The 18,561-nt window shown below is 63.6% G+C and carries 30 protein-coding genes; 18 read left to right on the forward strand and 12 right to left on the reverse strand.

Translation table 11 applies throughout. The annotated features are described in order from the left end of the window. Nucleotides 1–52: 52 nt before the first annotated feature. Nucleotides 53–781, reverse strand: a complete 729-nt coding sequence (locus NLM32_RS36075) for an SDR family oxidoreductase (protein ID WP_254133455.1) — start codon at nt 779–781, stop codon at nt 53–55. Nucleotides 782–1,058: 277 nt separating this feature from the next. Further along, nucleotides 1,059–1,496 (reverse strand): VOC family protein, encoded by a 438-nt coding sequence (locus tag NLM32_RS36080; protein WP_254133456.1) that lies wholly within the window; start codon nt 1,494–1,496, stop codon nt 1,059–1,061. A 228-nt stretch (nt 1,497–1,724) separates the two neighbouring features. Here NLM32_RS36080 and NLM32_RS36085 point away from each other — a divergent pair, with 228 nt between their 5' ends. The 3 genes from NLM32_RS36085 (at nt 1,725) to NLM32_RS36095 (ending at nt 3,270) form a co-directional block, all read left to right on the forward strand. Continuing rightward, entirely contained in the window at nt 1,725–1,949 is a 225-nt protein-coding gene (locus NLM32_RS36085; RefSeq protein ID WP_254133457.1) for a hypothetical protein, read from the forward strand. Nucleotides 1,950–2,156: 207 nt separating this feature from the next. Beyond that, entirely contained in the window at nt 2,157–2,549 is a 393-nt protein-coding gene (locus tag NLM32_RS36090; protein ID WP_254133458.1) for a hypothetical protein, read from the forward strand. A gap of 25 nt (nt 2,550–2,574) precedes the next feature. Next, complete coding sequence (locus NLM32_RS36095; protein ID WP_254133459.1) at nt 2,575–3,270, forward strand: glutathione S-transferase family protein; 696 nt, start codon at nt 2,575–2,577, stop codon at nt 3,268–3,270. Nucleotides 3,271–3,387: 117 nt separating this feature from the next. On the opposite strand, the gene NLM32_RS36100 is transcribed toward NLM32_RS36095, so the two are convergent. After that, nucleotides 3,388–3,822, reverse strand: a complete 435-nt coding sequence (locus tag NLM32_RS36100; RefSeq protein ID WP_254133460.1) for a hypothetical protein — start codon at nt 3,820–3,822, stop codon at nt 3,388–3,390. Between the two features lie 347 nt (nt 3,823–4,169). Here NLM32_RS36100 and NLM32_RS36105 point away from each other — a divergent pair, with 347 nt between their 5' ends. The 4 genes from NLM32_RS36105 (at nt 4,170) to NLM32_RS36120 (ending at nt 6,125) form a co-directional block, all read left to right on the forward strand. Continuing rightward, the gene (locus NLM32_RS36105) at nt 4,170–4,556 is read left to right on the forward strand and encodes a RidA family protein (protein ID WP_254133461.1); all 387 of its coding nucleotides are present in this window, start codon (nt 4,170–4,172) and stop codon (nt 4,554–4,556) included. 107 nt (nt 4,557–4,663) lie between these two features. Beyond that, entirely contained in the window at nt 4,664–4,924 is a 261-nt protein-coding gene (locus NLM32_RS36110; protein ID WP_254133462.1) for a hypothetical protein, read from the forward strand. Between the two features lie 218 nt (nt 4,925–5,142). Next, nucleotides 5,143–5,394, forward strand: coding sequence for a hypothetical protein (locus NLM32_RS36115; protein WP_254133463.1), 252 nt, complete (start codon nt 5,143–5,145; stop codon nt 5,392–5,394). A 92-nt stretch (nt 5,395–5,486) separates the two neighbouring features. Next, nucleotides 5,487–6,125 (forward strand): hypothetical protein, encoded by a 639-nt coding sequence (locus tag NLM32_RS36120; protein ID WP_254133464.1) that lies wholly within the window; start codon nt 5,487–5,489, stop codon nt 6,123–6,125. Between the two features lie 6 nt (nt 6,126–6,131). On the opposite strand, the gene NLM32_RS36125 is transcribed toward NLM32_RS36120, so the two are convergent. Next, nucleotides 6,132–6,617, reverse strand: a complete 486-nt coding sequence (locus tag NLM32_RS36125; protein WP_254133465.1) for a J domain-containing protein — start codon at nt 6,615–6,617, stop codon at nt 6,132–6,134. A 111-nt stretch (nt 6,618–6,728) separates the two neighbouring features. Here NLM32_RS36125 and NLM32_RS36130 point away from each other — a divergent pair, with 111 nt between their 5' ends. The 3 genes from NLM32_RS36130 to NLM32_RS36140 all read left to right on the forward strand — a co-directional run bounded on the left by NLM32_RS36130 (nt 6,729) and on the right by NLM32_RS36140 (nt 8,618). Then, on the forward strand, nt 6,729–7,496 hold the full coding sequence (locus tag NLM32_RS36130) for an SDR family NAD(P)-dependent oxidoreductase (protein ID WP_254133466.1): 768 nt from the start codon (nt 6,729–6,731) through the stop codon (nt 7,494–7,496). A 214-nt stretch (nt 7,497–7,710) separates the two neighbouring features. Next, nucleotides 7,711–7,959, forward strand: a complete 249-nt coding sequence (locus tag NLM32_RS36135; protein ID WP_237865850.1) for a helix-turn-helix domain-containing protein — start codon at nt 7,711–7,713, stop codon at nt 7,957–7,959. A 122-nt stretch (nt 7,960–8,081) separates the two neighbouring features. Then, nucleotides 8,082–8,618 carry a collagen-like protein gene (locus NLM32_RS36140; protein WP_254133467.1) on the forward strand — a complete coding sequence of 179 codons (537 nt, stop codon included), beginning with the start codon at nt 8,082–8,084 and terminating at the stop codon, nt 8,616–8,618. 3 nt (nt 8,619–8,621) lie between these two features. On the opposite strand, the gene NLM32_RS36145 is transcribed toward NLM32_RS36140, so the two are convergent. Continuing rightward, nucleotides 8,622–8,834, reverse strand: coding sequence for a hypothetical protein (locus NLM32_RS36145; RefSeq protein WP_254133468.1), 213 nt, complete (start codon nt 8,832–8,834; stop codon nt 8,622–8,624). 96 nt (nt 8,835–8,930) lie between these two features. Beyond that, the gene (locus tag NLM32_RS36150; protein ID WP_254133469.1) at nt 8,931–9,197 is read right to left on the reverse strand and encodes a DUF2277 domain-containing protein; all 267 of its coding nucleotides are present in this window, start codon (nt 9,195–9,197) and stop codon (nt 8,931–8,933) included. A gap of 128 nt (nt 9,198–9,325) precedes the next feature. Between NLM32_RS36150 and NLM32_RS36155 the strand changes: the two genes are divergently transcribed. The 4 genes from NLM32_RS36155 (at nt 9,326) to NLM32_RS36170 (ending at nt 11,987) form a co-directional block, all read left to right on the forward strand. Next, nucleotides 9,326–10,387 carry an alpha/beta fold hydrolase gene (locus NLM32_RS36155; protein ID WP_254133470.1) on the forward strand — a complete coding sequence of 354 codons (1,062 nt, stop codon included), beginning with the start codon at nt 9,326–9,328 and terminating at the stop codon, nt 10,385–10,387. Between the two features lie 143 nt (nt 10,388–10,530). Continuing rightward, nucleotides 10,531–10,875, forward strand: a complete 345-nt coding sequence (locus NLM32_RS36160) for a hypothetical protein (protein WP_234680080.1) — start codon at nt 10,531–10,533, stop codon at nt 10,873–10,875. A gap of 43 nt (nt 10,876–10,918) precedes the next feature. Beyond that, complete coding sequence (locus NLM32_RS36165; RefSeq protein ID WP_254133471.1) at nt 10,919–11,353, forward strand: DoxX family protein; 435 nt, start codon at nt 10,919–10,921, stop codon at nt 11,351–11,353. 31 nt (nt 11,354–11,384) lie between these two features. Further along, complete coding sequence (locus tag NLM32_RS36170) at nt 11,385–11,987, forward strand: MSMEG_1061 family FMN-dependent PPOX-type flavoprotein (RefSeq protein WP_254133472.1); 603 nt, start codon at nt 11,385–11,387, stop codon at nt 11,985–11,987. Nucleotides 11,988–12,177: 190 nt separating this feature from the next. Here the strand turns inward: NLM32_RS36170 and bfr are convergent, their stop codons facing one another. The 3 genes from bfr to NLM32_RS36185 form a co-directional block, all read right to left on the reverse strand. Then, nucleotides 12,178–12,666 carry a bacterioferritin gene (gene bfr / locus NLM32_RS36175; protein WP_011089420.1) on the reverse strand — a complete coding sequence of 163 codons (489 nt, stop codon included), beginning with the start codon at nt 12,664–12,666 and terminating at the stop codon, nt 12,178–12,180. Between the two features lie 132 nt (nt 12,667–12,798). Beyond that, complete coding sequence (locus tag NLM32_RS36180) at nt 12,799–13,071, reverse strand: bacterioferritin-associated ferredoxin (RefSeq protein ID WP_148750587.1); 273 nt, start codon at nt 13,069–13,071, stop codon at nt 12,799–12,801. A gap of 166 nt (nt 13,072–13,237) precedes the next feature. Continuing rightward, entirely contained in the window at nt 13,238–13,537 is a 300-nt protein-coding gene (locus NLM32_RS36185; protein ID WP_254133473.1) for a hypothetical protein, read from the reverse strand. A gap of 134 nt (nt 13,538–13,671) precedes the next feature. On the opposite strand from NLM32_RS36185, the gene NLM32_RS36190 reads away from it, so the two are divergent. After that, entirely contained in the window at nt 13,672–14,010 is a 339-nt protein-coding gene (locus NLM32_RS36190) for a hypothetical protein (protein WP_254133474.1), read from the forward strand. Nucleotides 14,011–14,249: 239 nt separating this feature from the next. Continuing rightward, nucleotides 14,250–14,534, forward strand: a complete 285-nt coding sequence (locus NLM32_RS36195; RefSeq protein ID WP_254133475.1) for a hypothetical protein — start codon at nt 14,250–14,252, stop codon at nt 14,532–14,534. 84 nt (nt 14,535–14,618) lie between these two features. On the opposite strand, the gene NLM32_RS36200 is transcribed toward NLM32_RS36195, so the two are convergent. Beyond that, a complete protein-coding gene (locus NLM32_RS36200) occupies nt 14,619–15,842 on the reverse strand; it encodes a lytic murein transglycosylase (protein WP_254135505.1) in 1,224 nt (407 codons plus the stop codon). Nucleotides 15,843–15,941: 99 nt separating this feature from the next. On the opposite strand from NLM32_RS36200, the gene NLM32_RS36205 reads away from it, so the two are divergent. Then, entirely contained in the window at nt 15,942–16,433 is a 492-nt protein-coding gene (locus NLM32_RS36205) for a hypothetical protein (protein WP_254133476.1), read from the forward strand. Here the strand turns inward: NLM32_RS36205 and ettA are convergent. Continuing rightward, the gene (gene ettA / locus NLM32_RS36210; protein WP_254133477.1) at nt 16,393–18,042 is read right to left on the reverse strand and encodes an energy-dependent translational throttle protein EttA; all 1,650 of its coding nucleotides are present in this window, start codon (nt 18,040–18,042) and stop codon (nt 16,393–16,395) included. The genes NLM32_RS36205 and ettA overlap by 41 nt on opposite strands. A gap of 16 nt (nt 18,043–18,058) precedes the next feature. Further along, nucleotides 18,059–18,262 carry a hypothetical protein gene (locus NLM32_RS36215; RefSeq protein WP_254133478.1) on the reverse strand — a complete coding sequence of 68 codons (204 nt, stop codon included), beginning with the start codon at nt 18,260–18,262 and terminating at the stop codon, nt 18,059–18,061. A gap of 14 nt (nt 18,263–18,276) precedes the next feature. Here NLM32_RS36215 and NLM32_RS36220 point away from each other — a divergent pair, with 14 nt between their 5' ends. Further along, on the forward strand, nt 18,277–18,492 hold the full coding sequence (locus NLM32_RS36220; RefSeq protein ID WP_254133479.1) for a hypothetical protein: 216 nt from the start codon (nt 18,277–18,279) through the stop codon (nt 18,490–18,492). Nucleotides 18,493–18,561 lie beyond the last annotated feature (69 nt).

An 18,561-nucleotide genomic window follows, 5' to 3' on the forward strand; every position in this document is an offset into this window, starting at 1 on the left:
TGATGGGTTTCGCTGCGCTCTACCCATCCTACAAAAGCTACGGCACCGCGCCCTACAGATCGAAATTGGTCGGCATCATCACCACGTCGCGGATGGTCATGCCGCGCGGCCGCGTCAGCATGAACATCACGACGTCAGCCACTTCGCTGGCCTCCAGCAGGCTGCCGGAATCCCTGGCTTCCCTGAGCTTCTCCGCCGGCCAGTCCGCGAGCAGCGCGGTGACGACCGGGCCGGGCGAGATCGAGCCGACGCGAATGCCGTGCTTGAAGACCTGGCGCCGCACCGTCTGGACGAAGCAATTGATCGCCCATTTGGACGACGCATAGACCGGCTCCCATGGCGTCGGAAAATGCGCGGCAAGAGAACTCGTGACGATGATGTCGCCGCTCCGGCGTTCGATCATGTGCGGCAGCACGTCGTGCACGTTCTTCATCACGACGTTGACGTTCAAATTCAGCATCCGGTCGATCGCCATCGTGTCGGCATCGATGAGGTCGCCACCGACATAGGTGCCCGCATTGGCATGCAGGATGTCGAGCTGCCCTGCCTTCTCCAGAACGCGCGGCAGCAGCGTCGCGCAATCCTTCGGGTCTAGCAGATCGACCACCAGCGGGATCACCGCGTCACCATGCCTGCTGCAGAGCGCCTTCAGCGCGGCCTCGTCGCGATCGACCATCACCACGCGCGCACTCGCGGCCAGCATCGCCTCGGAACTCGCCAGGCCGATGCCCGACGCGGCCCCGGTCACCGCGGCAACCTTGCCTGCCAATTCGTTTGCCATGAGATCACCATCCTGCTGATGTCGGCAGTATAGCGATGCAAAGCGCGCTCGCGAAGTAGATCGGCGTGAGCGTGGATTAGCGATTGTACGTCACACTCAGCCGTCGTCCCGGCGAACGCCGGGACCCATACCGCGGATTCTATCGGTTGTGGCGACAGCAGTACCGGACTTCGAGTCCTCGCCAAACCACTCCCTGGGGTTATGGGTCCCGGCGTTCGCCGGGACGACACTTTCGGTTTGGATACGACATTCCGCCAAACCGCGACGCGTCACTGCGTCACCCCGCATACGCCTTATCGAGATCCGCGATCACGATCTTTCGCATCGCCATCATCGCCTGCATGACGCGATTGGCCTTGGTGCGATCGGCATCGCCGAGATACCGGCCGAGCGCGGTCGGAACCACCTGCCACGAGAGCCCAAACTTGTCCTTCAGCCAGCCGCACCTCGATTCCTCGCCGCCGTCGGCGGTGAGCCGGCTCCAGAAATAGTCGACCTCGTCCTGCGTCTCGACGCTGATGAAGAACGACACCGCCTCGTTGAAGCGGTATTGCGGCCCGCCATTGAGCGCGTTGAAGCGCTGTCCTTCCAGCTCGAACACCGCCATGAAATCGCTGACGGTCTCGACCTTCGCGTTAGGGAATACCGATTTGTAGAAGGCGACGGCTTCCGGAACATTGTTGTCGAACCAGAGAAACGGCGTGATGGAGGTCATATGCGAATATCCTTTTGTCTGGGACCGGACGGGCGAACTGCAAGCCGCCATCCCAAGGACGAGCCCGGGCACGTCGCCCCGACAGCGATACGGAATTTTTTAGGCCCAAGCAGGTCCTGGGGCGAATTTTGCTCCGCTCCTCGCGTCCTGCGCTTGCCTTGCATCAGTGTGCACTGCTAGCCTGCACTACCATAGGTTTATTATTTTGCAGCGATTGGAGGATTGGATATGACAGACCGATACACCAAATCCGTGCTGACGGTCATTGCAGCAGCGCTCAGCATCATCGCGGCCCGGCAATTCCTCCAGACTGCGGAGGCGCAAACAGGCCAATGTGGAAATCAGGCGCACCCATGCGCCACTTACAACGTCTATTGGGACAGTAGCTTCAGCGAATGGAAGCCGTGCTACGAAAGCTCGCGCGGCTGTTACGTGGTCGGCACGGTCAGATGAGTTCGCACAAGTCCACGGCGCGGTAAGCTAACCCGCAATTCGCCTTACCTCCGTCAAATGAATGACGCCGGCCGTCCTCCGATCGATCGACGTCGCATGCAGCCTATTGCAAGGGCGTGATGGCGGCGATACGACTTGGAGTGAAAGAACGTGGGACGGAACAGCCGAGCCTCAACCGGCGCACGTCATGTCGAGGAAGCCGCCGCCATGAGCGACGATCTCTCCGGTGTCTGGGACGGCACTTACATTCAACCCGGCACGGGAATGGTCACGTTCACCGCGACGCTGGTCGAGGCCGGCGGCGCGCTCGCAGGCCACGTCACCGAACCCTGCTCGAATCCGCGCTGTCCGGTGCGAACCCACAGCGCCTCGATCACGGGCCATCGCTCAGGCCACGCCGTGTCGTTTGTCAAACGCTACGAGCCGCCAGGTTACGGCTTCGACATCGTCCATTACGATGGCATCATGAACGGAGAGGCGACCGAGATCGACGGGCGCTGGCGGCTGCCGGGCACATCAGGCTCGTTCCTGATGATCCGCTCCAGCAAGCGCGCGCAGGCGCACACCATCGGCAAGCGCGCGGACCAACCGGCCCCATAGTCCAATTTTACTGGGAGGAGCCATCATGCTGACCCTCTATTCGTATCCGGAGCTGTTCGGCGTCGCCGACAACAACGGCTACGGGCTCAAGGTCTACGCTTTCCTGAAGCTCGCCGGTGTGCCGTTCGTGCACGAGCATGTGTTCGACGCCTCCACGGCACCACGCGGGCAGCTTCCCTACGTGGTCGATGACGGCGAGACCATCGGCGACAGCGAGACCATCATCGCGCATGCGATCGCCAAATATCATCTGACCATCGATGCCGCGCTGTCGCCCGCGCAGCGCCGCACCCATCATCTCGTCACGCGCATGCTCGACGATCTCTACTGGGTGATGTCCTATTCGCGCTGGAAGGACGAGCGCTATTATCCCGCGTTTCGCGACGGCTTCATTGCGCAGCATCCGCAGATCGACGCCGCAGGCTTCGAGAAGGCGAAGGCCTACAATGCGCAGCGCTATCACTACCAGGGCATCGGCCGCTACACGCCCGAGCAGGCCTACGCACGAGGACTGGCCGATCTGCAGGTGCTGGCCGAGATCGTGCCCGCAAACGGTTTCGTCGATGGCGAGCGGCCGACCAGCTGCGATGCCGGCATCTACGGCTTCATCGCCAACATCTATTATTTCCCGATCCCGACGCCGCTGAAGGCGTTCGTCGATGCGCACAAGAACCTCGTCACGCATTGCGAGCGGGTTCATGCGATGGTGAGCGGAAAGTAGCCACGGCCGGGATCTCGTAGGGTGGGCAAAGCAAAGCGTGCCCACGCATTTTTCGCGATCGAGAGAGATGGTGGGCACGGCGCAAGTGCGCCTTCGCCCACCCTACGACACCGTCTCCTACCGCATCGTGATCGCAAGCCCGCTCAGATCGGCATTCGCCATCAACCCCGTCTGGTAGCCCGACAGCTCCAGCACCGCGCCCTTCTGGTTGGTCAGCACGATGGCGCGGGCGCCGCGGCCGACCGCGAGGCCGGCACCGGCGGCGCCATAGACGCCGGCGACATCGGAGGGACGGTTGATGTTGGAGACGCGGCCGCGCAGCACGGTCTTGGAGCCGCCGAAGACGAGCCCGTAATCGAGCCCGCCGGTCGAGAGCGAATAGGCGCGGCCGCGGAAGTTCAGCACGCCCGAACCGCCGGAGCCACCGATGATCCAGCCCGCCTTGTAGATCGTCAGCACCACGGTGCCGCCATCGGCCTGCGCCGCGGTCGAGAGGCCGGCCAGTGCTGCAAGGGCGACGAGCGCGGCACGCAGGGTGGAAGCAATCTTCATGAGGCGTCTCCGGGGGCTATTTTTCAAGGGGAAAGCGAATCAGTCGCTGCAATGTATCCGATCGATCGCGGCGGCAACATGATGGGGAGCGCCGTCGGTGCGCTCCCTCGCCTCGTTCTTACGGGGAGAGGCGAAGCAACCCGCCCGCGCTCCCCCGCATCACCCCACCATGCCATCCTGCCAGTGTTTTGCCCGACGGGTCAAACATTTTTTCTGTCTTCCCGAAATCTCGATTTCGCCAATGATCCGTACTGTGCATGGGGTTGTTTTCGCGTTTTGTGTTGGAGCATGCCCCGCATGACGCTACGCTCTCCCGCACGCCATCATCATTGCATGCGAGGTCCCCCATGCCGATCCAGCATTTCGCTGCCCCGCCGCACGTCAAGGCGCCGCCGCTCTCCTTCGCGACCCGCGTCGGCGACCTGCTGTTCGTCTCCGGCATTCCCGGCTTCGACGCCCATGGTGCGCTGCCCGACGGCTTCGAGGCGCAATTCGCCAATGTCGTCGTCAACATCAAGCGCGTGCTGGACGAGGCCGGCGCCACGATGCGCGACCTCGCCAAGGTCAACGTGCTCCTGACCCGCGCCTCGGACGTGGCCGCGATGAATGCGCTCTATGCCGGCGCGTTCGGCCCGCCGCCCTTTCCCGCACGCACCACCTGCGTGGTGCACGCGCTGCCCGATCCGAAGATGCTGATCGAGATCGAGGCGGTGGCCTCGCTGGCGAAAGGATAGTCAACCGGGATCTGCCTGACATATCCGTGATCGGTCACGCCGGGCTTGCAAGCTGCGCAGTTTTGCCGCACCAGTCTCCCGTCACGTTTCCCATCAGGAGATCTTTCATGCGTCGCGTTCTCGCCCTTTGTGCCGTTGCCGGCATCGCTTCTTCCGTGTTCGCCGTGCCGGCGTCGGCGGCAGCCGGCTATTACGTGATCCGCTGGGACAACACTGGCATCTGCCAGGTCTGGAACGAGGATCTCCGCTACAAGCCGTTCCAGTGGGGCGCGTCGACCTACAAGGTCGTCAGCAAGCCGCTCCCGACCTTCACGCAGGCCTCCGAGCTGCAGATCAAGTTGCGCGCCGAGCGCCGCTGCTTTCTCTGAGCCGATCGGCCAATCGAGTTTCGAGGGCGGGTTGCGCAGGCAGCCCGCCCTCTGCTTTTGGCCAGCGAATTCCGCCATTTCCGCCATTTGCGGTTTGAACCTGATCAGCACACGGAACTACTCACCTCTTGTTCGGGGCACAGGCTGAGAGCGCCCCGCAACCCCTCCCCGCCATTGTCGGGAGGCGCATCACATCTTTCATTTTGAGGAGCTGATCCATGCGTCGTCTTTCCATGCTGTGCGCTGCCGCCGGTGTCGCTGCTGCCGCCTTCGTCGCCGCGAGCCCGGCCGAAGCCGGCTATCATCTGATCCGCTGGCAGGACAGCGGCGTGTGCCAGATCTGGGACGAGAGCATCCCGACCACGCCGTGGCCGGCCGGCTACCATCGCGCCAGCGCGTCCGTGCCGACCTTCCTCGACGCGCTCGCGCTGAAGGATAACGCATTGAAGGCCGGTCACTGCAGCTGGTAAGAATTCGATCGGCGGACGACAGGGCCGGGCAAGGATGCGATACTAGCATCCTTGCCCGGTCGTTTTTTCACCTCGCGGATTGGAGCAGGTCGATGCGCGCACGGACGACGACGCTGGCTGCTTTCTCCGCTTTGCTGCTGCTCGCCGCAGCGGCGCAGGCGCAAGCCCCGCAATCCTTCCGCGTGATCTCGCCGATCTTCAGCCAGCTCGTCAGTTTCGCGATGCCGTCGAATTTCGCGGCCGTGTTCGAGAACACCAAGGGCGGCCACTACATCCGCGAAGCCGTGCTCAAGGGCGAGACGCCCGAGCGCTGGACGCAGATGATCACGGTCACCGGCGAGAAGGGCATGACGCTGACGCCGGGCGCATCGCCGCAGATTTTTGCGGGCACCATCGCAGGCGGATTCAAGACGGCCTGCCCGGACAGTTTTGCGGCGAGGCCTTTGGGCGAGACGACATTCGGCCGCTTCGAGGGCTTTGTCGCCGTGGTCGGTTGCGGCCGCATCGACAGCGGCCCGACGCGGCACAGCGAGACTGCGCTGCTGATCACGCTCAAGGGCACGACCGACTATTACACCATCCAGTGGGCCGAGCGCGGCCCCGAAAGCGACGAGCCGCCGGTCAACGACGACCGCTGGGAAGCCCGCCTGCGCGATCTGAGCCCGATCGATCTCTGCCCGATCATGCCGGGCGAAGCCGCGCCCTATCCGAGCTGCGTCAACAAGAGCTGAGCGCCGTCAGGCGTCCTTGTGCGCGCCGGGGTGAATGAGAATATCGCGCGCGGAGCTGAGGTCGATGAAGGCCTGCGCGCTGCCGCCCTGGTCGGGATGCATGCCCTTGGCGGCGCGGCGATAGGCCTGGTTGATGTCGTCGCAAGTGAGCTGCACCGCGAGCGGCAGGCCCAGCATCTTGCGCGCGCGGTCCTCGCTGGACAGCTTCTTCGGCGCGGCGTTGCGGCGGCCGAAGCGTGGCGCGGTCAGATCATGGACGACGTCGAGGATCACGCCGACGCGGCGCCGTGCGGCCAGCGTGACGCCGTGATCGTCATTGTCGGCAGCCTGGCGCAACACGGGCAGCGCCTGCTCGGCGGCCTGCCGCAGCGTGGCATTGGTGCTCATCCGCACGATCTCGGCCACCAGCCGCCCTGCCTCGGCCCAATCGGCGAATTCCGCCGACCGCAGGCGCTCGAGCGCCAATTTCCAGGATTCAAGTCGTTCCATCATGCGCGCAACGTTTAGCAATGAAGACGAGTATGCCAAGGCGGCCGTTTCCGACCCCTTAATTTCGAGTTAGCCTTTCATGAAACTTAGAAACGAATCCGGGAGGAAATTGTCATGGCATTGCTCGCAAACCACATCGCTGTCGTCACGGGCGCCGGTTCCGGCATCGGCCGGGCCATCGCCGCCGGCTATGCCCGCGAGGGCGCGCGTGTGGTGCTGCTCGACGTCAACGGAGACACGGTCGCGGCAGCCGCCGAGGAGATCCGCAAGGCCGGCGGCAAGGCCGAGAGCTTTGCGCTCGACGTGACCAAACGCGACGATTGCTTTGCGCTGGCGAAGACCATCGCCGACAAGGTCGGGCAGGTCTCGATCCTCGTCAACAATGCCGGCATCACCCGCCGCAACGCCTTCACCGCCGAGACCGAGGCGGTCGCGAAGGACTGGAACGACATCATCTCGCTCAACCTCAATGGCGTCTTCAACATGACGCAGGCGTTCCTCGCGCCCTTACGTGCAGCCAAGGGCCGCATCGTCAATATCGGCTCGATCCAGTCCTTCGTGCATCTGCGCACGCCGAGCTCGGCGGCATACACCACCTCGAAGCACGGTGTGCTCGGCTTCACCAAGGCGCTCGCGGTCGAGCTCGGCAAGGAAGGCGTGCGCGTCAACGCGATCGGGCCGGGCTTCATCGAGACCAACATCAACGCTCATGTGCGCGCCACCAATCCGGCGCTGGTGCAGGCCTTCGTCGACCACACCCCGCTCGCGCGCACCGGCAAGCCGGAGGACATCGTCGGCCCAGCGATCTTCCTCGCCTCGGACCTGTCGTCCTACGTCACGGGTACGATCGTGATGGTGGACGGCGGATATCGCACGGTGTGAGGCGCGAAATCGGTCCGCATCGCTATGCATCTCGTGCCAATCGCGGCGGCGCGGCGGCATTCCCAAGGTCAATTCGTGCGATCGCGCGCAATTAACCTTTCGTTAACCAAACCCGCCCACCGTAGATGTACGGCTTAGGATATTCGGCTTGGGGGTCGTTTGTTCTCGATCCGCTTCCAACGATGGAAGCGGGCGTTGATCGGGGAGTGTATTGATGACCACTGTTCATGTCGCGGCGCCCGAGCAGGGCGCGCAATTTCTTGCACCCAATGAGATCGTTCCACTGTTGATCGGCGCGACCGTCGGCGAGGTCGAGCGTGAGCTCGTGCTCCAGACGCTCGCACGCTGCGACGGCAACCGCACGCGTGCCTCGCGCGTGCTCGGCCTGTCGGTGCGCACGCTGCGCAACAAGATCAGGATCTACGCGGCGTCCGGCATCGAGGTGCCGGCGTATCACGATTGACGCGCCGGGCCGCGCTCCGCCGCGCCGATTGATGTTGATCAAGCCCGCCACGAGGCGCGGGCGGAATTGCTGCTGTCGTCAAACGCCGCTAAGTAGCTTGCGTGCGCAAAAGGAGCAGCGGCGTGGCAGACGAACAGGGACGGCAGGGACCCCAGGGTCCGCGCGGACGGCAGGGCGAACCGGGACGGCCGGGACCGCAGGGTCATCCGGGCAAGCGGGGCCCCGACGGCGCACGCGGCAAGCCGGGCCCGCAGGGCAAGCCGGGACCGGCCGGAAAAGCCGGAGCGCAGGGCAAGGCAGGTCTGCCGGGCAAGGCGGGCGAAGCCGGTGCGCGGGGCGCCGCCGGATCGCAGGGCGCCGCAGGTCCGCAAGGGCCCGCCGGTCCTCAAGGCCCGCGCGGCGAAGCCGGTCCGCCCGGCCAATTACCGTCGATCGAGCAGGTGCTCCCCTGGCTCGAGCAACTCTTCGACGCCTGGGATGAGCGCCGCCGCCGGCGCGAGCAGCAGGCCGCCGAGCGCGAAGCGCAGGAAGCTGCCGAGCGTGCGGCGCTGGAGGCCGCCGTGCAGGAGGCTGACGATGCCTCCGCCGATGGCGAGGATGACGAAGACGACGATCACAAGAAAAAGAAGAAAAAGAAGAAGCACGGTCACAAGGACTAGCGCCTACTTCCGATCCTCACGCCGCGGCAGCATGCCCATGCGCTCGAATTGCCAGCGCATGGCGCGGTACCAGAGATAACCGACCGCCGCGCCGCAGATGGCCAGGATCACCATGTTCGCGCTCGAGAACGAGCCGCTCCACCACATCATCCACGCGGTCCACAACAGCGTGAAAACGATGGCACCTGCTTTCAGCGGAAGAAGGGGGCGGTTCATGATCGTGCTCCGGGTTGTCAAAACCCCGGCGAGCATCATCGCGCGTGACGGCCATCGCTTCCGTGAGCCAGATCACGGTCGAGCCCGGCCGGACCGTTAGCCGAAACGCAGCCGCGAACGTTCCTTCGCCTTCTCCGCCTCGACCTCGCGGTCGCGCGCCGGTGCATGGGTGTGAAGCGACGTCAGGAGTTTTCGCGCAGCCTCCGAGACCTCGACGACCGCGCGGTCGAAGGCTGCCTCATTGGCCTGCGACGGCCTGCTGAAGCCGGAGAGCTTTCGCACGAACTGGAGCGCGCTGGCATGGATCTCGCCCTCCGTCGCCGGCGGCTCGAAATTGAACAGCGTCTTGATGTTGCGACACATGCAGTCTCTCCCGATGATTTCCTCATAAGACGATCGGCGGAGCCGAAATCCTACATCCTTCCGGACACTTCTGCTAAAGTCCATCCCAACGCGGCCACGAGCCATGAGCCGCTTATGGGGAGACAAACATGAAAGCTTCTTGTGCGGCGCTGTCGGTCATTCTGCTGTCCATCTCGACATCGGTATTCGCCGCCGACTATCCGGCGCCGAAACAGGGCGATTGGGTTGCCAAGGATTTCAAGTTCCACACCGGCGAGGTCATGCCGGAACTGAAGCTGCATTACACCACTGTAGGTGAACCGACCGGACAACCGGTGCTCGTGCTGCACGGCACCGGCGGCTCGGGCGCGAGCATGCTGACACCCGCATTCGCCGGCGAGATGTTCGGCGCCGGACAGCCGCTCGATGCGTCCAAATATTACATCATCATTCCCGACGCGATCGGCCACGGCAAATCGTCGAAACCGTCCGACGGCATGAAGACGAGCTTCCCGAAATACAATTACGACGACATGGTCGAGGCGCAGCATCGCCTCGTGACCGAAGGCCTCGGCGTCAAGCATCTGCGGCTCGTGATCGGCAACTCCATGGGCGGCATGCAGACCTGGCTGTGGGGCGAGACATATCCCAAGGACATGGACGCGCTGGTGCCGATGGCCTCGCAACCGACCGAGATGGCGTCGCGCAACTGGATGATGCGGCGGATCATGCTCGACACCATCCGCAACGATCCCGATTACAATGGCGGCAATTACACCAGCCAGCCGCGCATGATGAAATACGCCATCACGGCCTATGGCATCGCCAGCATCGGCGGCACGCTGGCCTATCAGCAACAGGCACCGACTGCCGCAAAGGCCGACAAGATCGTCGACGATCGGCTGGCGACACCGATCACCGCGGATGCCAACGACTACGTCTACCAGTGGGATTCCTCGCACGACTACAACGCCGGCGACAAGCTGGAGCAGATCGAGGCCTCGCTGCTGCTGATCAATTCCGCCGATGACGAGCGCAATCCGCCCGAGACCGGCGTGACCGACGCTGCAATGAAGCGTGTCAAGAACGGCAAGCTGTATCTCATCCCGGCAAGCACCGAGACGCGGGGCCACGGCACTACCGGCAACGCGAAATTCTACACCGAGCAGGTTCGGCAATTGCTGCAGACTGCACCGCAGCGCACGATGTAGGCATCGTCGGAACGACCTCGATGTCGCAACGCATCATATGCGGCGCATCAGCGCCGCATATTATTTGAGCATGCAATGAGCCGGCGGCTCGGGCTTAATCGCGTCAACGATACGAATCGACACGCGATGAGGAGGAGGATTGCATGCACAGGCTTGCGCTGTGCGTTTGGCTCGCCGCGATGACGAGCGCCGCGTTCGCGTTCGACAACGGCCAATACGACAACGTTCCGCCCGACATCCGCGCCTGGTTCAAGAGCGTGATCGCGCCGAACGGCGTACCCTGCTGCGACATCTCCGATGGCCATCGCACCGACTACGACGTGCGCAAAGGCACCTATTGGGTGCCGATCGAGGGACAATGGATGGAGGTGCCCGAGCGCGCCATCATCCGCGATCGCGGCAATCCGGTCGGTCAAGCCGTGGTGTGGTATGTCCACCACCGCGGCGCCATCATCATCAGTTGCTTCGTGCCCGCCGACGCAGTGTAGCGCGCATGATGGCGCCTCGCCGCCGCGCGTGCTAGTTCAGCTGATGCCCCCTGCAAACGACCGAACACGCGCCGTGATGCGCTTCGTGCTGGCGGCGTTCTACCTTGCAGCGGGGATCGCGCATCTCCGTGTTCCGGACAAGCTGCTCGCGATCACACCGTCCTGGGTCCCGTTTGCTGCGCGGCTGATCCTCATCACCGGCCTCTGCGAAATCGCAGGCGCCATCGCGCTGGTGACGCGACCATTGCGCTGGTGGGCTGGCGTCGCGCTTGCACTCTATGCGCTCTGCGTCTGGCCGGCGAACATCAAGCACGCCCTCGAAGGCATCGACCTTCCGCCCATCCCCAACAGCTGGCTCTATCACGGGCCGCGGCTGGCGCTCCAGCCGGTGATCATCTGGTGGGCGCTTTACTGCGCCGGCGTGATCGACTGGCCATGGCGGTGTCATAAAGAGGATAGTGGTCAGGCCGGGGAATGATATCCTTGAAGCCTCAATCAGGGAGACCTTCGTGACCGACCTCTGCGCCGAAGACCTTGCCACCATCTATGCGAAGCCGACCCCGCGCGTGATCGCGAAGGCGCGTCCGGCGATCGACGTGCATGCGAAGAAATTCATCGAGATGTCGCCATTCTGCGTGCTCGCGACATCAGGCCTCGATGGCAGCGTCGACGCCTCACCGCGCGGCGGCGGCATCGGATTCGTTCATGTCGCCGGCCCCAATCAATTGCTGATGCCCGACCGCGCCGGCAATAACCGCATCGACAGTTTCCGCAACGTCGTCGAAGGCTCAGGCTTCGTGCACCTGCTGTTCTTCGTGCCGGGCATCGACGAGACGCTGCGCGTCGGCGGGCGCGGCACGCTGTCGGCCGATCCGGAGCTGCTCGCGTCGATGGTCGAGTTCGGCAAGCCGCCGCGTGCGGTGCTGAGCGTCGCTGTCAGCGAGGTCTATTTCCACTGCGGCAAGGCGCTGATGCGCTCAAAGCTATGGGCACCGGAGAAGGTAGAGCGCTCGGTAATGCCGAGTGTCGCCCAGGTGATCCACGACCAGACCGGACTCGGCGAGCCGGAAAGCCAGGAGATCGTGGAAGAGCGTTACAAGACTCAGCTGTGAAAGGCACGACAATCACGGTGTCGTCCCGGACAAGCGAAGCGCAGATCCGGGACCCATAACCACAGGGAGTGGTTTGGCGAAGACTTGGAGTTACCAGCTCGCGCCGCAACCACTCTCTGTGGTTATGGGTCCCGGCGTTCGCCGGGACGACAGCTGAGCTTGTGGCAACCGCGATGGACTTGGACGGAGCTTAGTGCCCCTCGCCCTCGAGCCCGCCGACGTGCTTCTGGGTGTAGAGCTCAAGGCCGATGCGGCCGATCAGATCAAGCTGGGTTTCGAGGAAGTCGATGTGGTGCTCCTCGTCGCTCATCAGCTTCTCGAACAGGTCGCGGGTGACGTAGTCCTTGACGCCGTGGCAGTAGGTCGCCGCTTCCTGGTAGAGCGCGCGCGCGCTCATCTCGGCGGCGAGGTCGCACTCGATGATTTCCTTGACGTTCTGGCCGATGCGCAGGGGATCGAGCACCTGCATGTTCGGGAAGCCGTCGAAGAACAGAATGCGCGCGGTGAGCTTGTCGGCGTGCTCCATCTCCTCGATGGACTCCTTGCGCCAGACCTTGGCCATGTCCAGCAGGCCCCAATTGTCGAGGAAGCGATAGTGCAGCCAGTACTGGTTGATCGCAGTCAGCTCGTGACGCAGCGCCTTGTTGAGATAGTCGATGACTTTTGCGTCGCCCTGCATGGTTCACTCCAGATCTTGCAGTCCAAATCGGACCTATCCGACTTTAGAATGCTTCTAAATGAGATTAAACGCGAGAGCAACCGGCTACGGGGACGCAGCCGGGGAAAAACTCAGCCGAATTTGCGGAAGTTATCAGCAGGCCGCGAGGGCGAACTGGGCGGGCTGGGCCGCCTCATCGTTGGCGGCCACGGTGTGGCTGTGCGGGCAGCCGGAACAGCAGGACTTGGCACAGGGGCCGAGCGCTTCGTCGATGATGGTCTTGATCGTCCGGGCGCAGCGGCCGCACTCGGCGCTGCAGCCGAGGCATCCGTAGATCTGCTTGGCATGACGCACGGCATCGTCGGACTCGGCGACGGCGGCGCGGATGTCGTCATCGCTCAGCACGTTACAGGAACAAACGATCATGGAAGCGGTAGGCCCTTCGGTGATGCGCCATCATCGATATTTAAGGGGCCGTCCGGATGCAAAAGGAAAAACCGGTATTTCAAGCTATTCCAAACTGGCCAGGAAACAGCCTAGAACGGCTCTAAAATAGCGCGTTGCGCTGGATCAAGATGATACCGAACTGGGCTCAATCGCTGCTCCCGCCTCCCCCGCTATCGCCCCCGCCACCGCAATCTCCGCCACTGCTGCCGCTATCGCTGACGGCGCAACTGCCGCTGTCGGTCGAACTTCCGGAACTGTCGCTGGAAAACCAGCTTCCGAGCGAGAAGCCGTCATTCGTCGTATCCGAATAGCTGTCGCCGCTTCCGCCGTTACCGCCTGCCCTCGCGCGCGGGCGCGCCGCGCGGTTCTGAAAATGGGTGATTAGGGCATAGCCAACCACGCCGACGGCACCCAGTGCGATCAGGGCATTGGTCAGGACGTTCATCGTCGTCTCCCAGGCTTGAAAGCCGCCATTTCCACCAATTGGTCGCGGCCGACCAACGCGCCGTTCATTGATCATTCAAGCGAAATATGGAACTTTGGCCGGAAGAGTTCCGTGTTCGCTGAAAGGTCGCCCGAATGAAGAAGTCGCTTATGGCGGTCGCCGCCGCCGTCACCCTGGTTTTGGCCGCGGGCACACCGGCCCATGCACAGCGCGGTGTCGCTGCCGGCGTCGCCGCCGGGATCATCGGGGGCGCCATCGTCGGGGGCGCACTGGCCTCCCCGTATTATTACGGACCCGGACCGGGCTACGCGTATGGCCCGGGTTACGGCCCCGGCTACTATCCGCCCCGCTACTACGCGCCGGGTCCTGGCTACGTCGCCGACGATTATTATGGCGATGGCTGTGTCTGGCAGAGGCAGCGCTTCTGGGACGGCTACGCCTGGCGCGTCCGGCGCGTCCGAGTTTGCGGCTGAGGCGCGTTAAGCCGCTCGGCTGGACCGATTCAAAATGAGCCGGTTCACTACGGATGCGCCGTTCATCTGCGGGCCTGAAAAAGACCGCTTTTTCTCGTCACAGCTCCGTGTGCGTTTACCGCGGATTGACCATTTGCGCGCTTCCTAGCTGCAAGGCCAATTCGATCCAAATGCGCGTGAACTTTTAAATCCCGGGCGCCTCTAACAAGGTGCGTCCATCTCCCAGGAGAGCCAAGAGCATGAAGAAGACTATTGTTGCCGCCCTCACGGTTGCGACGATCGCCGGTTCGCTGGTGACCGCCACGCCGTCCGCCCAGGCCCATGACGGCGTCGGTGTCGGCATCGCGGCCGGCCTGCTCGGCGGCGCGATCATCGGCGGCGCCATCGCGTCGAGCCGTCCCGCTTACGGCGGACCGGTGTACGTGGCCGAGCCCGGCCCGCCGCCCCCGCCCTGCTACTGGCAGCGCCAGCGCTATTGGGACGGTTACGGCTGGGTCGTTCGCCCGGTTCGCGTCTGCTACTGATCTGATCGCACGGCGCTGATCGAGCGCCGCGATCGAAGCCCGGCCGAGACCATCGGCCGGGCTTTTTCTTTTTAGCGGGCCTTGTCAGCGCGCCGCCTGGATCGAACGCAGCACCTCTTCGCTCGGCCAGCAATCGACCTTGAGCCCGGCCGACTTCTGATAGGCGCCGAGCGCAGCGCGCGTCTGCATGCCGGCCTTGCCGTCGATCTTGTCCTTGTAGAGACCTGCGCGCGTCAGCCCGCGCTGCATCGTCTCGACGTCCTTCGTGCGCAACTGCTTCGACGCGGACCACGGCGTCGCGAACGGGAGCGGACTCGTCATGCGGTCGCTGAGATGACCGACGAACAGCACATAGAGGTCCGAGAAATTGTATTCCTTGATGACGAAGTAGTTCTTCGTGGTCAGGAACGCCGGACCATAGATGCCCTCCGGCTGGAGCAGTGATGCCGGCTGTGCCTGCTCGGCCGCGCTGAGCTTCTCGCCACGCACCGGCACGAAGCCTTCGCGCAACCACTGGCCGATCGGCTTCGTCACCTCGGGCACGCCGGTGGTGCAGTCGACCTTGGCCGGCGCTTTGACCTCATAGGCCCAGCGCACGCCGCTCTGCCAGCCCTTGTTGACGAGCTGCTGCGCGGCCGAGGCCAGCGCATCCGGCACCGAGTGCCAGATGTCGATGCGGCCGTCGCCGTCGAAATCGACGCCATGCTTGTAATATTCGGACGGCAGAAACTGCGTGAGCCCGGTGGCGCCGGCCCAGGACGAGCGCATGTCCTTGCGCGTCACCACGCCCTCGCCGAGGATCTTCAGCGACAGGATGAACTCGTTGCGATAGGTGTCCTTGCGCCGGCCGACATAGGCCTGCGTCGCCAGCACGCGGACGAGATCGTAAGGTAGCGTGTAGCGGCCATAATCGGTCTCGCGGCCCCAGATCGCGAGCATCACGGTGGCGGGCACGCCGGAGCTGTTCTCGATCTTCGTCAGCGCAGCATTGTATTTCTGCAGCAACCGCTGCCCCTCGCCCGCGAGATTCGCAATCGAGCCTTCCCGGACATAGTCCGCCGGCACCTGCACGAATTCCGCCTGCGACGGCGCGCCGGTCGCAGGCCGGCCCGGCAGGATCAGATCAGGCAGCTTGTAATCCGGCTCGAGCCCGCGCGTCTGTTGATCGAACGTCGCGCGCGAGACACCGGCCTCCTGTGCTTCCGGCCAGAGCGAGGCGATGAACTGCGTGAAGGCGGCATCGGCGGCGTGGATCGGTTGCGAGCCGAGCAGAACCAACCATAGCAAGGCGCCGGCCAGCTTGATCATTGTCCGATATTGCATTTCCGCACCTGTTCCTGAAGGCTCGGACATCGACCGAGTCGCAACGCTCGTTTGCGGTTGTAGCCGGAGAAGGTCGGAAGCGCGATGTTCTTCCCGAAGGTCAACGTCAAGGATGACCCTGTTCGTCGATGGCACCGACCGGACCGCCAGTTCTTCGCTAATGGCGCCTGCCAGGTGCTGGCCTATGCATTTCTGGAACGATACGCGGATCTCGGCTTTCACGCGCGCTGGATCAAGCCGGCGCCCGGCTATATCGGCCACCACATCTTCGTCACCGATGGCCGCAATACGTTCGACTACCACGGACTCACGACGGAAGCTCAGCTGCTGTCGCTCAGCTTTCGGCGGGCACGCCGGTTCTTTCCGGGTTGGGACGCAACGCTCGTCGATCTGCCGATGGACGTCCTGATCTCGAATCAACGATCTCGCGAAATCGAAGGGCTTTGGCTGCGTGAGCCAAAGCAGTTTCTTCACGACGCGCTGCCACGCGCCCACGCCTTTCTCGACAGGTTCGGGAACCTGCGAGACCGGCTGATCACCGCGTCAGCTTCTTGTACTTCACGCGGTGCGGAATGATGCTGTCCTGGCCGAGCCGGCGCATCTTGTCCTTCTCGTAGTCCTGGAAGTTGCCTTCGAACCACTCGACGTGGCTCTCGCCTTCGAAGGCCAGGATGTGGGTCGCGATACGGTCGAGGAACCAGCGATCGTGGCTGATGATGACGGCGCAGCCGGCAAAATCCTCCAACGCCTCTTCGAGCGCGCGGAGCGTGTCGACGTCGAGGTCGTTGGTCGGTTCGTCGAGCAGCAGAACATTGGCGCCGGATTTCAGCATCTTGGCGAGATGGACGCGGTTGCGTTCACCGCCGGAGAGTGCGCCGACCTTCTTCTGCTGGTCGGCGCCCTTGAAGTTGAACGACGAGCAATAGCCGCGCGAGTTCACTTCCTTCTTGCCGAGCAGGATCAGTTCGTTGCCGCCGGAGATTTCCTCCCACACAGTCTTCTTGCCGTCGAGCGCATCGCGCGACTGGTCGACATAGCCGAGATGCACGGTCTCGCCGACCGTGATCGTGCCCTTGTCCGGCGTCTCCTGCTTGGTGATCATCTTGAACAGCGTGGTCTTGCCGGCGCCGTTGGCACCGATCACGCCGACGATGCCGCCGGGCGGCAGCTTGAAGGTGAGATCGTCGATCAGCAGGCGATCGCCATAGCCTTTGCTGAGGGTTTCGAAATCGACCACGTTGGCGCCGAGACGCTCGGCGACCGGGATGATGATCTGCGCGGTCTGGGTCTGCTTCTCGCTCGCCTGCTTGAGCAGCTCCTCATAGCGCTGGTAGCGCGCCTTCGACTTGGCCTGGCGCGCCTTCGGCGAGGACGCGACCCACTCCTGCTCGCGCGCAATCGTCTTCTGGTGCGCGGCGTCCTCGCGGCCTTCCTGCTCCAGACGCTTCTGCTTCTGGATCAGCCAGGACGAGTAGTTGCCCTCGTAGGGGATGCCCTTGCCGCGATCGAGCTCGAGGATCCACCCCGTGACGTTGTCGAGGAAGTAGCGATCGTGGGTGACGATCAGGATCGCGCCGGGATAGTTGCGCAGATGGCCTTCGAGCCACGAGACGGACTCAGCGTCGAGATGGTTGGTCGGTTCGTCCAGCAGCAAAAGCTCGGGCTGGTCGAGCAGAAGGCGGCACAGCGCGACGCGGCGGCGTTCACCGCCGGAGAGCTTGGTCACATCGGCATCGTCGGGCGGGCAGCGCAGCGCGTCCATGGCCTGGTCGACCTTGCTGTCGAGATCCCAGAGGCCCTGGGCCTCGATCTCGTCCTGCAGCTTGGTCATCTCGTCGGCGGTCTCGTCCGAATAGTTGACCGCAAGCTCGTTGTAGCGGTCGAGGATCGCCTTCTGCTTGGCGACGCCCTGCATGACGTTCTCGCGCACGGAAAGCGCCGCGTCGAGATGCGGCTCCTGCTCGAGATAGCCGACGCGGGCGCCTTCGGCGACCCAGGCCTCGCCGGTATATTCCTTGTCGAGGCCCGCCATGATCTTGAGCAGGGTCGACTTACCGGAGCCGTTGACGCCGAGAACGCCGATCTTGGCGTCCGGGTAAAAGCTCAGCCGGATGTTGTCGAGGACCTTGCGGGTCGGGTAGCTCTTGGTCAGGCCTTCCATGAAGTAGACGAACTGGCGCGCCATCTGTCCCGTGAAACCTTCAATTTGAGGAGTTTTGCTTGCCGCCGATGTAGCGATCCCGCCCCCAAAGGGCAATGTTTTCCCTCCGTTCACCACGGATGAATACCGGGCGGACACCATCCTGACCCCGTTCCGGACAATTGAAACCATCTTTTAATAAATCAGGCCAAAGCTCGGTTTCGCGCGGAAACAGCGCCACCCGCTCAGAACGAACGGGGAGCACAGCGAGGCCCCATCATGGCTCTGATCGAGACCCATTCCCTCCCCGTTCCGGCAGAAGCCGGCCGCACCTCCGCGCTCGTCTCGGAGATCAAGGGCTTCTGGAAACGCTTCTTCGCCACGGCCTTCAACCCCTACCGGCCCGAACTGCACTACATGCGCGGTCCTGGACCTGCCTGGCGCGCCAAGCACGGCATGGATGCGCCGGTCCGGCTGAAGCCCCGCGACCTCTGAGCCGCCGTTCCCTCCCGGATTTGCCAACGGATTCTTGAAGACCCAGACTGCTTGCGCACAGGCCTGATT

Source organism: Bradyrhizobium sp. CCGUVB14 (assembly GCF_024199935.1).
Classification (GTDB): domain Bacteria; phylum Pseudomonadota; class Alphaproteobacteria; order Rhizobiales; family Xanthobacteraceae; genus Bradyrhizobium.

What these genes read in the sequence shown, in the direction of transcription:
- NLM32_RS36115 (WP_254133463.1), top strand. Translation starts at nt 5,143, where the DNA reads ATGCGTCGTCTTTCCATGCTGTGCGCTGCCGCCGGTGTCGCTGCTGCC.
- bfr (WP_011089420.1), bottom strand. Translation starts at nt 12,666, where the DNA reads ATGCAGGGCGACGCAAAAGTCATCGACTATCTCAACAAGGCGCTGCGT.
- NLM32_RS36090 (WP_254133458.1), top strand. Translation starts at nt 2,157, where the DNA reads ATGAGCGACGATCTCTCCGGTGTCTGGGACGGCACTTACATTCAACCC.
- NLM32_RS36220 (WP_254133479.1), top strand. Translation starts at nt 18,277, where the DNA reads ATGGCTCTGATCGAGACCCATTCCCTCCCCGTTCCGGCAGAAGCCGGC.
- NLM32_RS36080 (WP_254133456.1), bottom strand. Translation starts at nt 1,496, where the DNA reads ATGACCTCCATCACGCCGTTTCTCTGGTTCGACAACAATGTTCCGGAA.
- NLM32_RS36160 (WP_234680080.1), top strand. Translation starts at nt 10,531, where the DNA reads ATGCACAGGCTTGCGCTGTGCGTTTGGCTCGCCGCGATGACGAGCGCC.
- NLM32_RS36095 (WP_254133459.1), top strand. Translation starts at nt 2,575, where the DNA reads ATGCTGACCCTCTATTCGTATCCGGAGCTGTTCGGCGTCGCCGACAAC.
- NLM32_RS36110 (WP_254133462.1), top strand. Translation starts at nt 4,664, where the DNA reads ATGCGTCGCGTTCTCGCCCTTTGTGCCGTTGCCGGCATCGCTTCTTCC.
- NLM32_RS36185 (WP_254133473.1), bottom strand. Translation starts at nt 13,537, where the DNA reads ATGAACGTCCTGACCAATGCCCTGATCGCACTGGGTGCCGTCGGCGTG.
- NLM32_RS36155 (WP_254133470.1), top strand. Translation starts at nt 9,326, where the DNA reads ATGAAAGCTTCTTGTGCGGCGCTGTCGGTCATTCTGCTGTCCATCTCG.
- ettA (WP_254133477.1), bottom strand. Translation starts at nt 18,042, where the DNA reads ATGGCGCGCCAGTTCGTCTACTTCATGGAAGGCCTGACCAAGAGCTAC.
- NLM32_RS36100 (WP_254133460.1), bottom strand. Translation starts at nt 3,822, where the DNA reads ATGAAGATTGCTTCCACCCTGCGTGCCGCGCTCGTCGCCCTTGCAGCA.
- NLM32_RS36180 (WP_148750587.1), bottom strand. Translation starts at nt 13,071, where the DNA reads ATGATCGTTTGTTCCTGTAACGTGCTGAGCGATGACGACATCCGCGCC.
- NLM32_RS36195 (WP_254133475.1), top strand. Translation starts at nt 14,250, where the DNA reads ATGAAGAAGACTATTGTTGCCGCCCTCACGGTTGCGACGATCGCCGGT.
- NLM32_RS36125 (WP_254133465.1), bottom strand. Translation starts at nt 6,617, where the DNA reads ATGATGGAACGACTTGAATCCTGGAAATTGGCGCTCGAGCGCCTGCGG.
- NLM32_RS36145 (WP_254133468.1), bottom strand. Translation starts at nt 8,834, where the DNA reads ATGAACCGCCCCCTTCTTCCGCTGAAAGCAGGTGCCATCGTTTTCACG.
- NLM32_RS36200 (WP_254135505.1), bottom strand. Translation starts at nt 15,842, where the DNA reads ATGATCAAGCTGGCCGGCGCCTTGCTATGGTTGGTTCTGCTCGGCTCG.
- NLM32_RS36165 (WP_254133471.1), top strand. Translation starts at nt 10,919, where the DNA reads ATGCCCCCTGCAAACGACCGAACACGCGCCGTGATGCGCTTCGTGCTG.
- NLM32_RS36150 (WP_254133469.1), bottom strand. Translation starts at nt 9,197, where the DNA reads ATGTGTCGCAACATCAAGACGCTGTTCAATTTCGAGCCGCCGGCGACG.
- NLM32_RS36205 (WP_254133476.1), top strand. Translation starts at nt 15,942, where the DNA reads ATGTTCTTCCCGAAGGTCAACGTCAAGGATGACCCTGTTCGTCGATGG.
- NLM32_RS36120 (WP_254133464.1), top strand. Translation starts at nt 5,487, where the DNA reads ATGCGCGCACGGACGACGACGCTGGCTGCTTTCTCCGCTTTGCTGCTG.
- NLM32_RS36130 (WP_254133466.1), top strand. Translation starts at nt 6,729, where the DNA reads ATGGCATTGCTCGCAAACCACATCGCTGTCGTCACGGGCGCCGGTTCC.
- NLM32_RS36135 (WP_237865850.1), top strand. Translation starts at nt 7,711, where the DNA reads ATGACCACTGTTCATGTCGCGGCGCCCGAGCAGGGCGCGCAATTTCTT.
- NLM32_RS36190 (WP_254133474.1), top strand. Translation starts at nt 13,672, where the DNA reads ATGAAGAAGTCGCTTATGGCGGTCGCCGCCGCCGTCACCCTGGTTTTG.
- NLM32_RS36085 (WP_254133457.1), top strand. Translation starts at nt 1,725, where the DNA reads ATGACAGACCGATACACCAAATCCGTGCTGACGGTCATTGCAGCAGCG.
- NLM32_RS36075 (WP_254133455.1), bottom strand. Translation starts at nt 781, where the DNA reads ATGGCAAACGAATTGGCAGGCAAGGTTGCCGCGGTGACCGGGGCCGCG.
- NLM32_RS36105 (WP_254133461.1), top strand. Translation starts at nt 4,170, where the DNA reads ATGCCGATCCAGCATTTCGCTGCCCCGCCGCACGTCAAGGCGCCGCCG.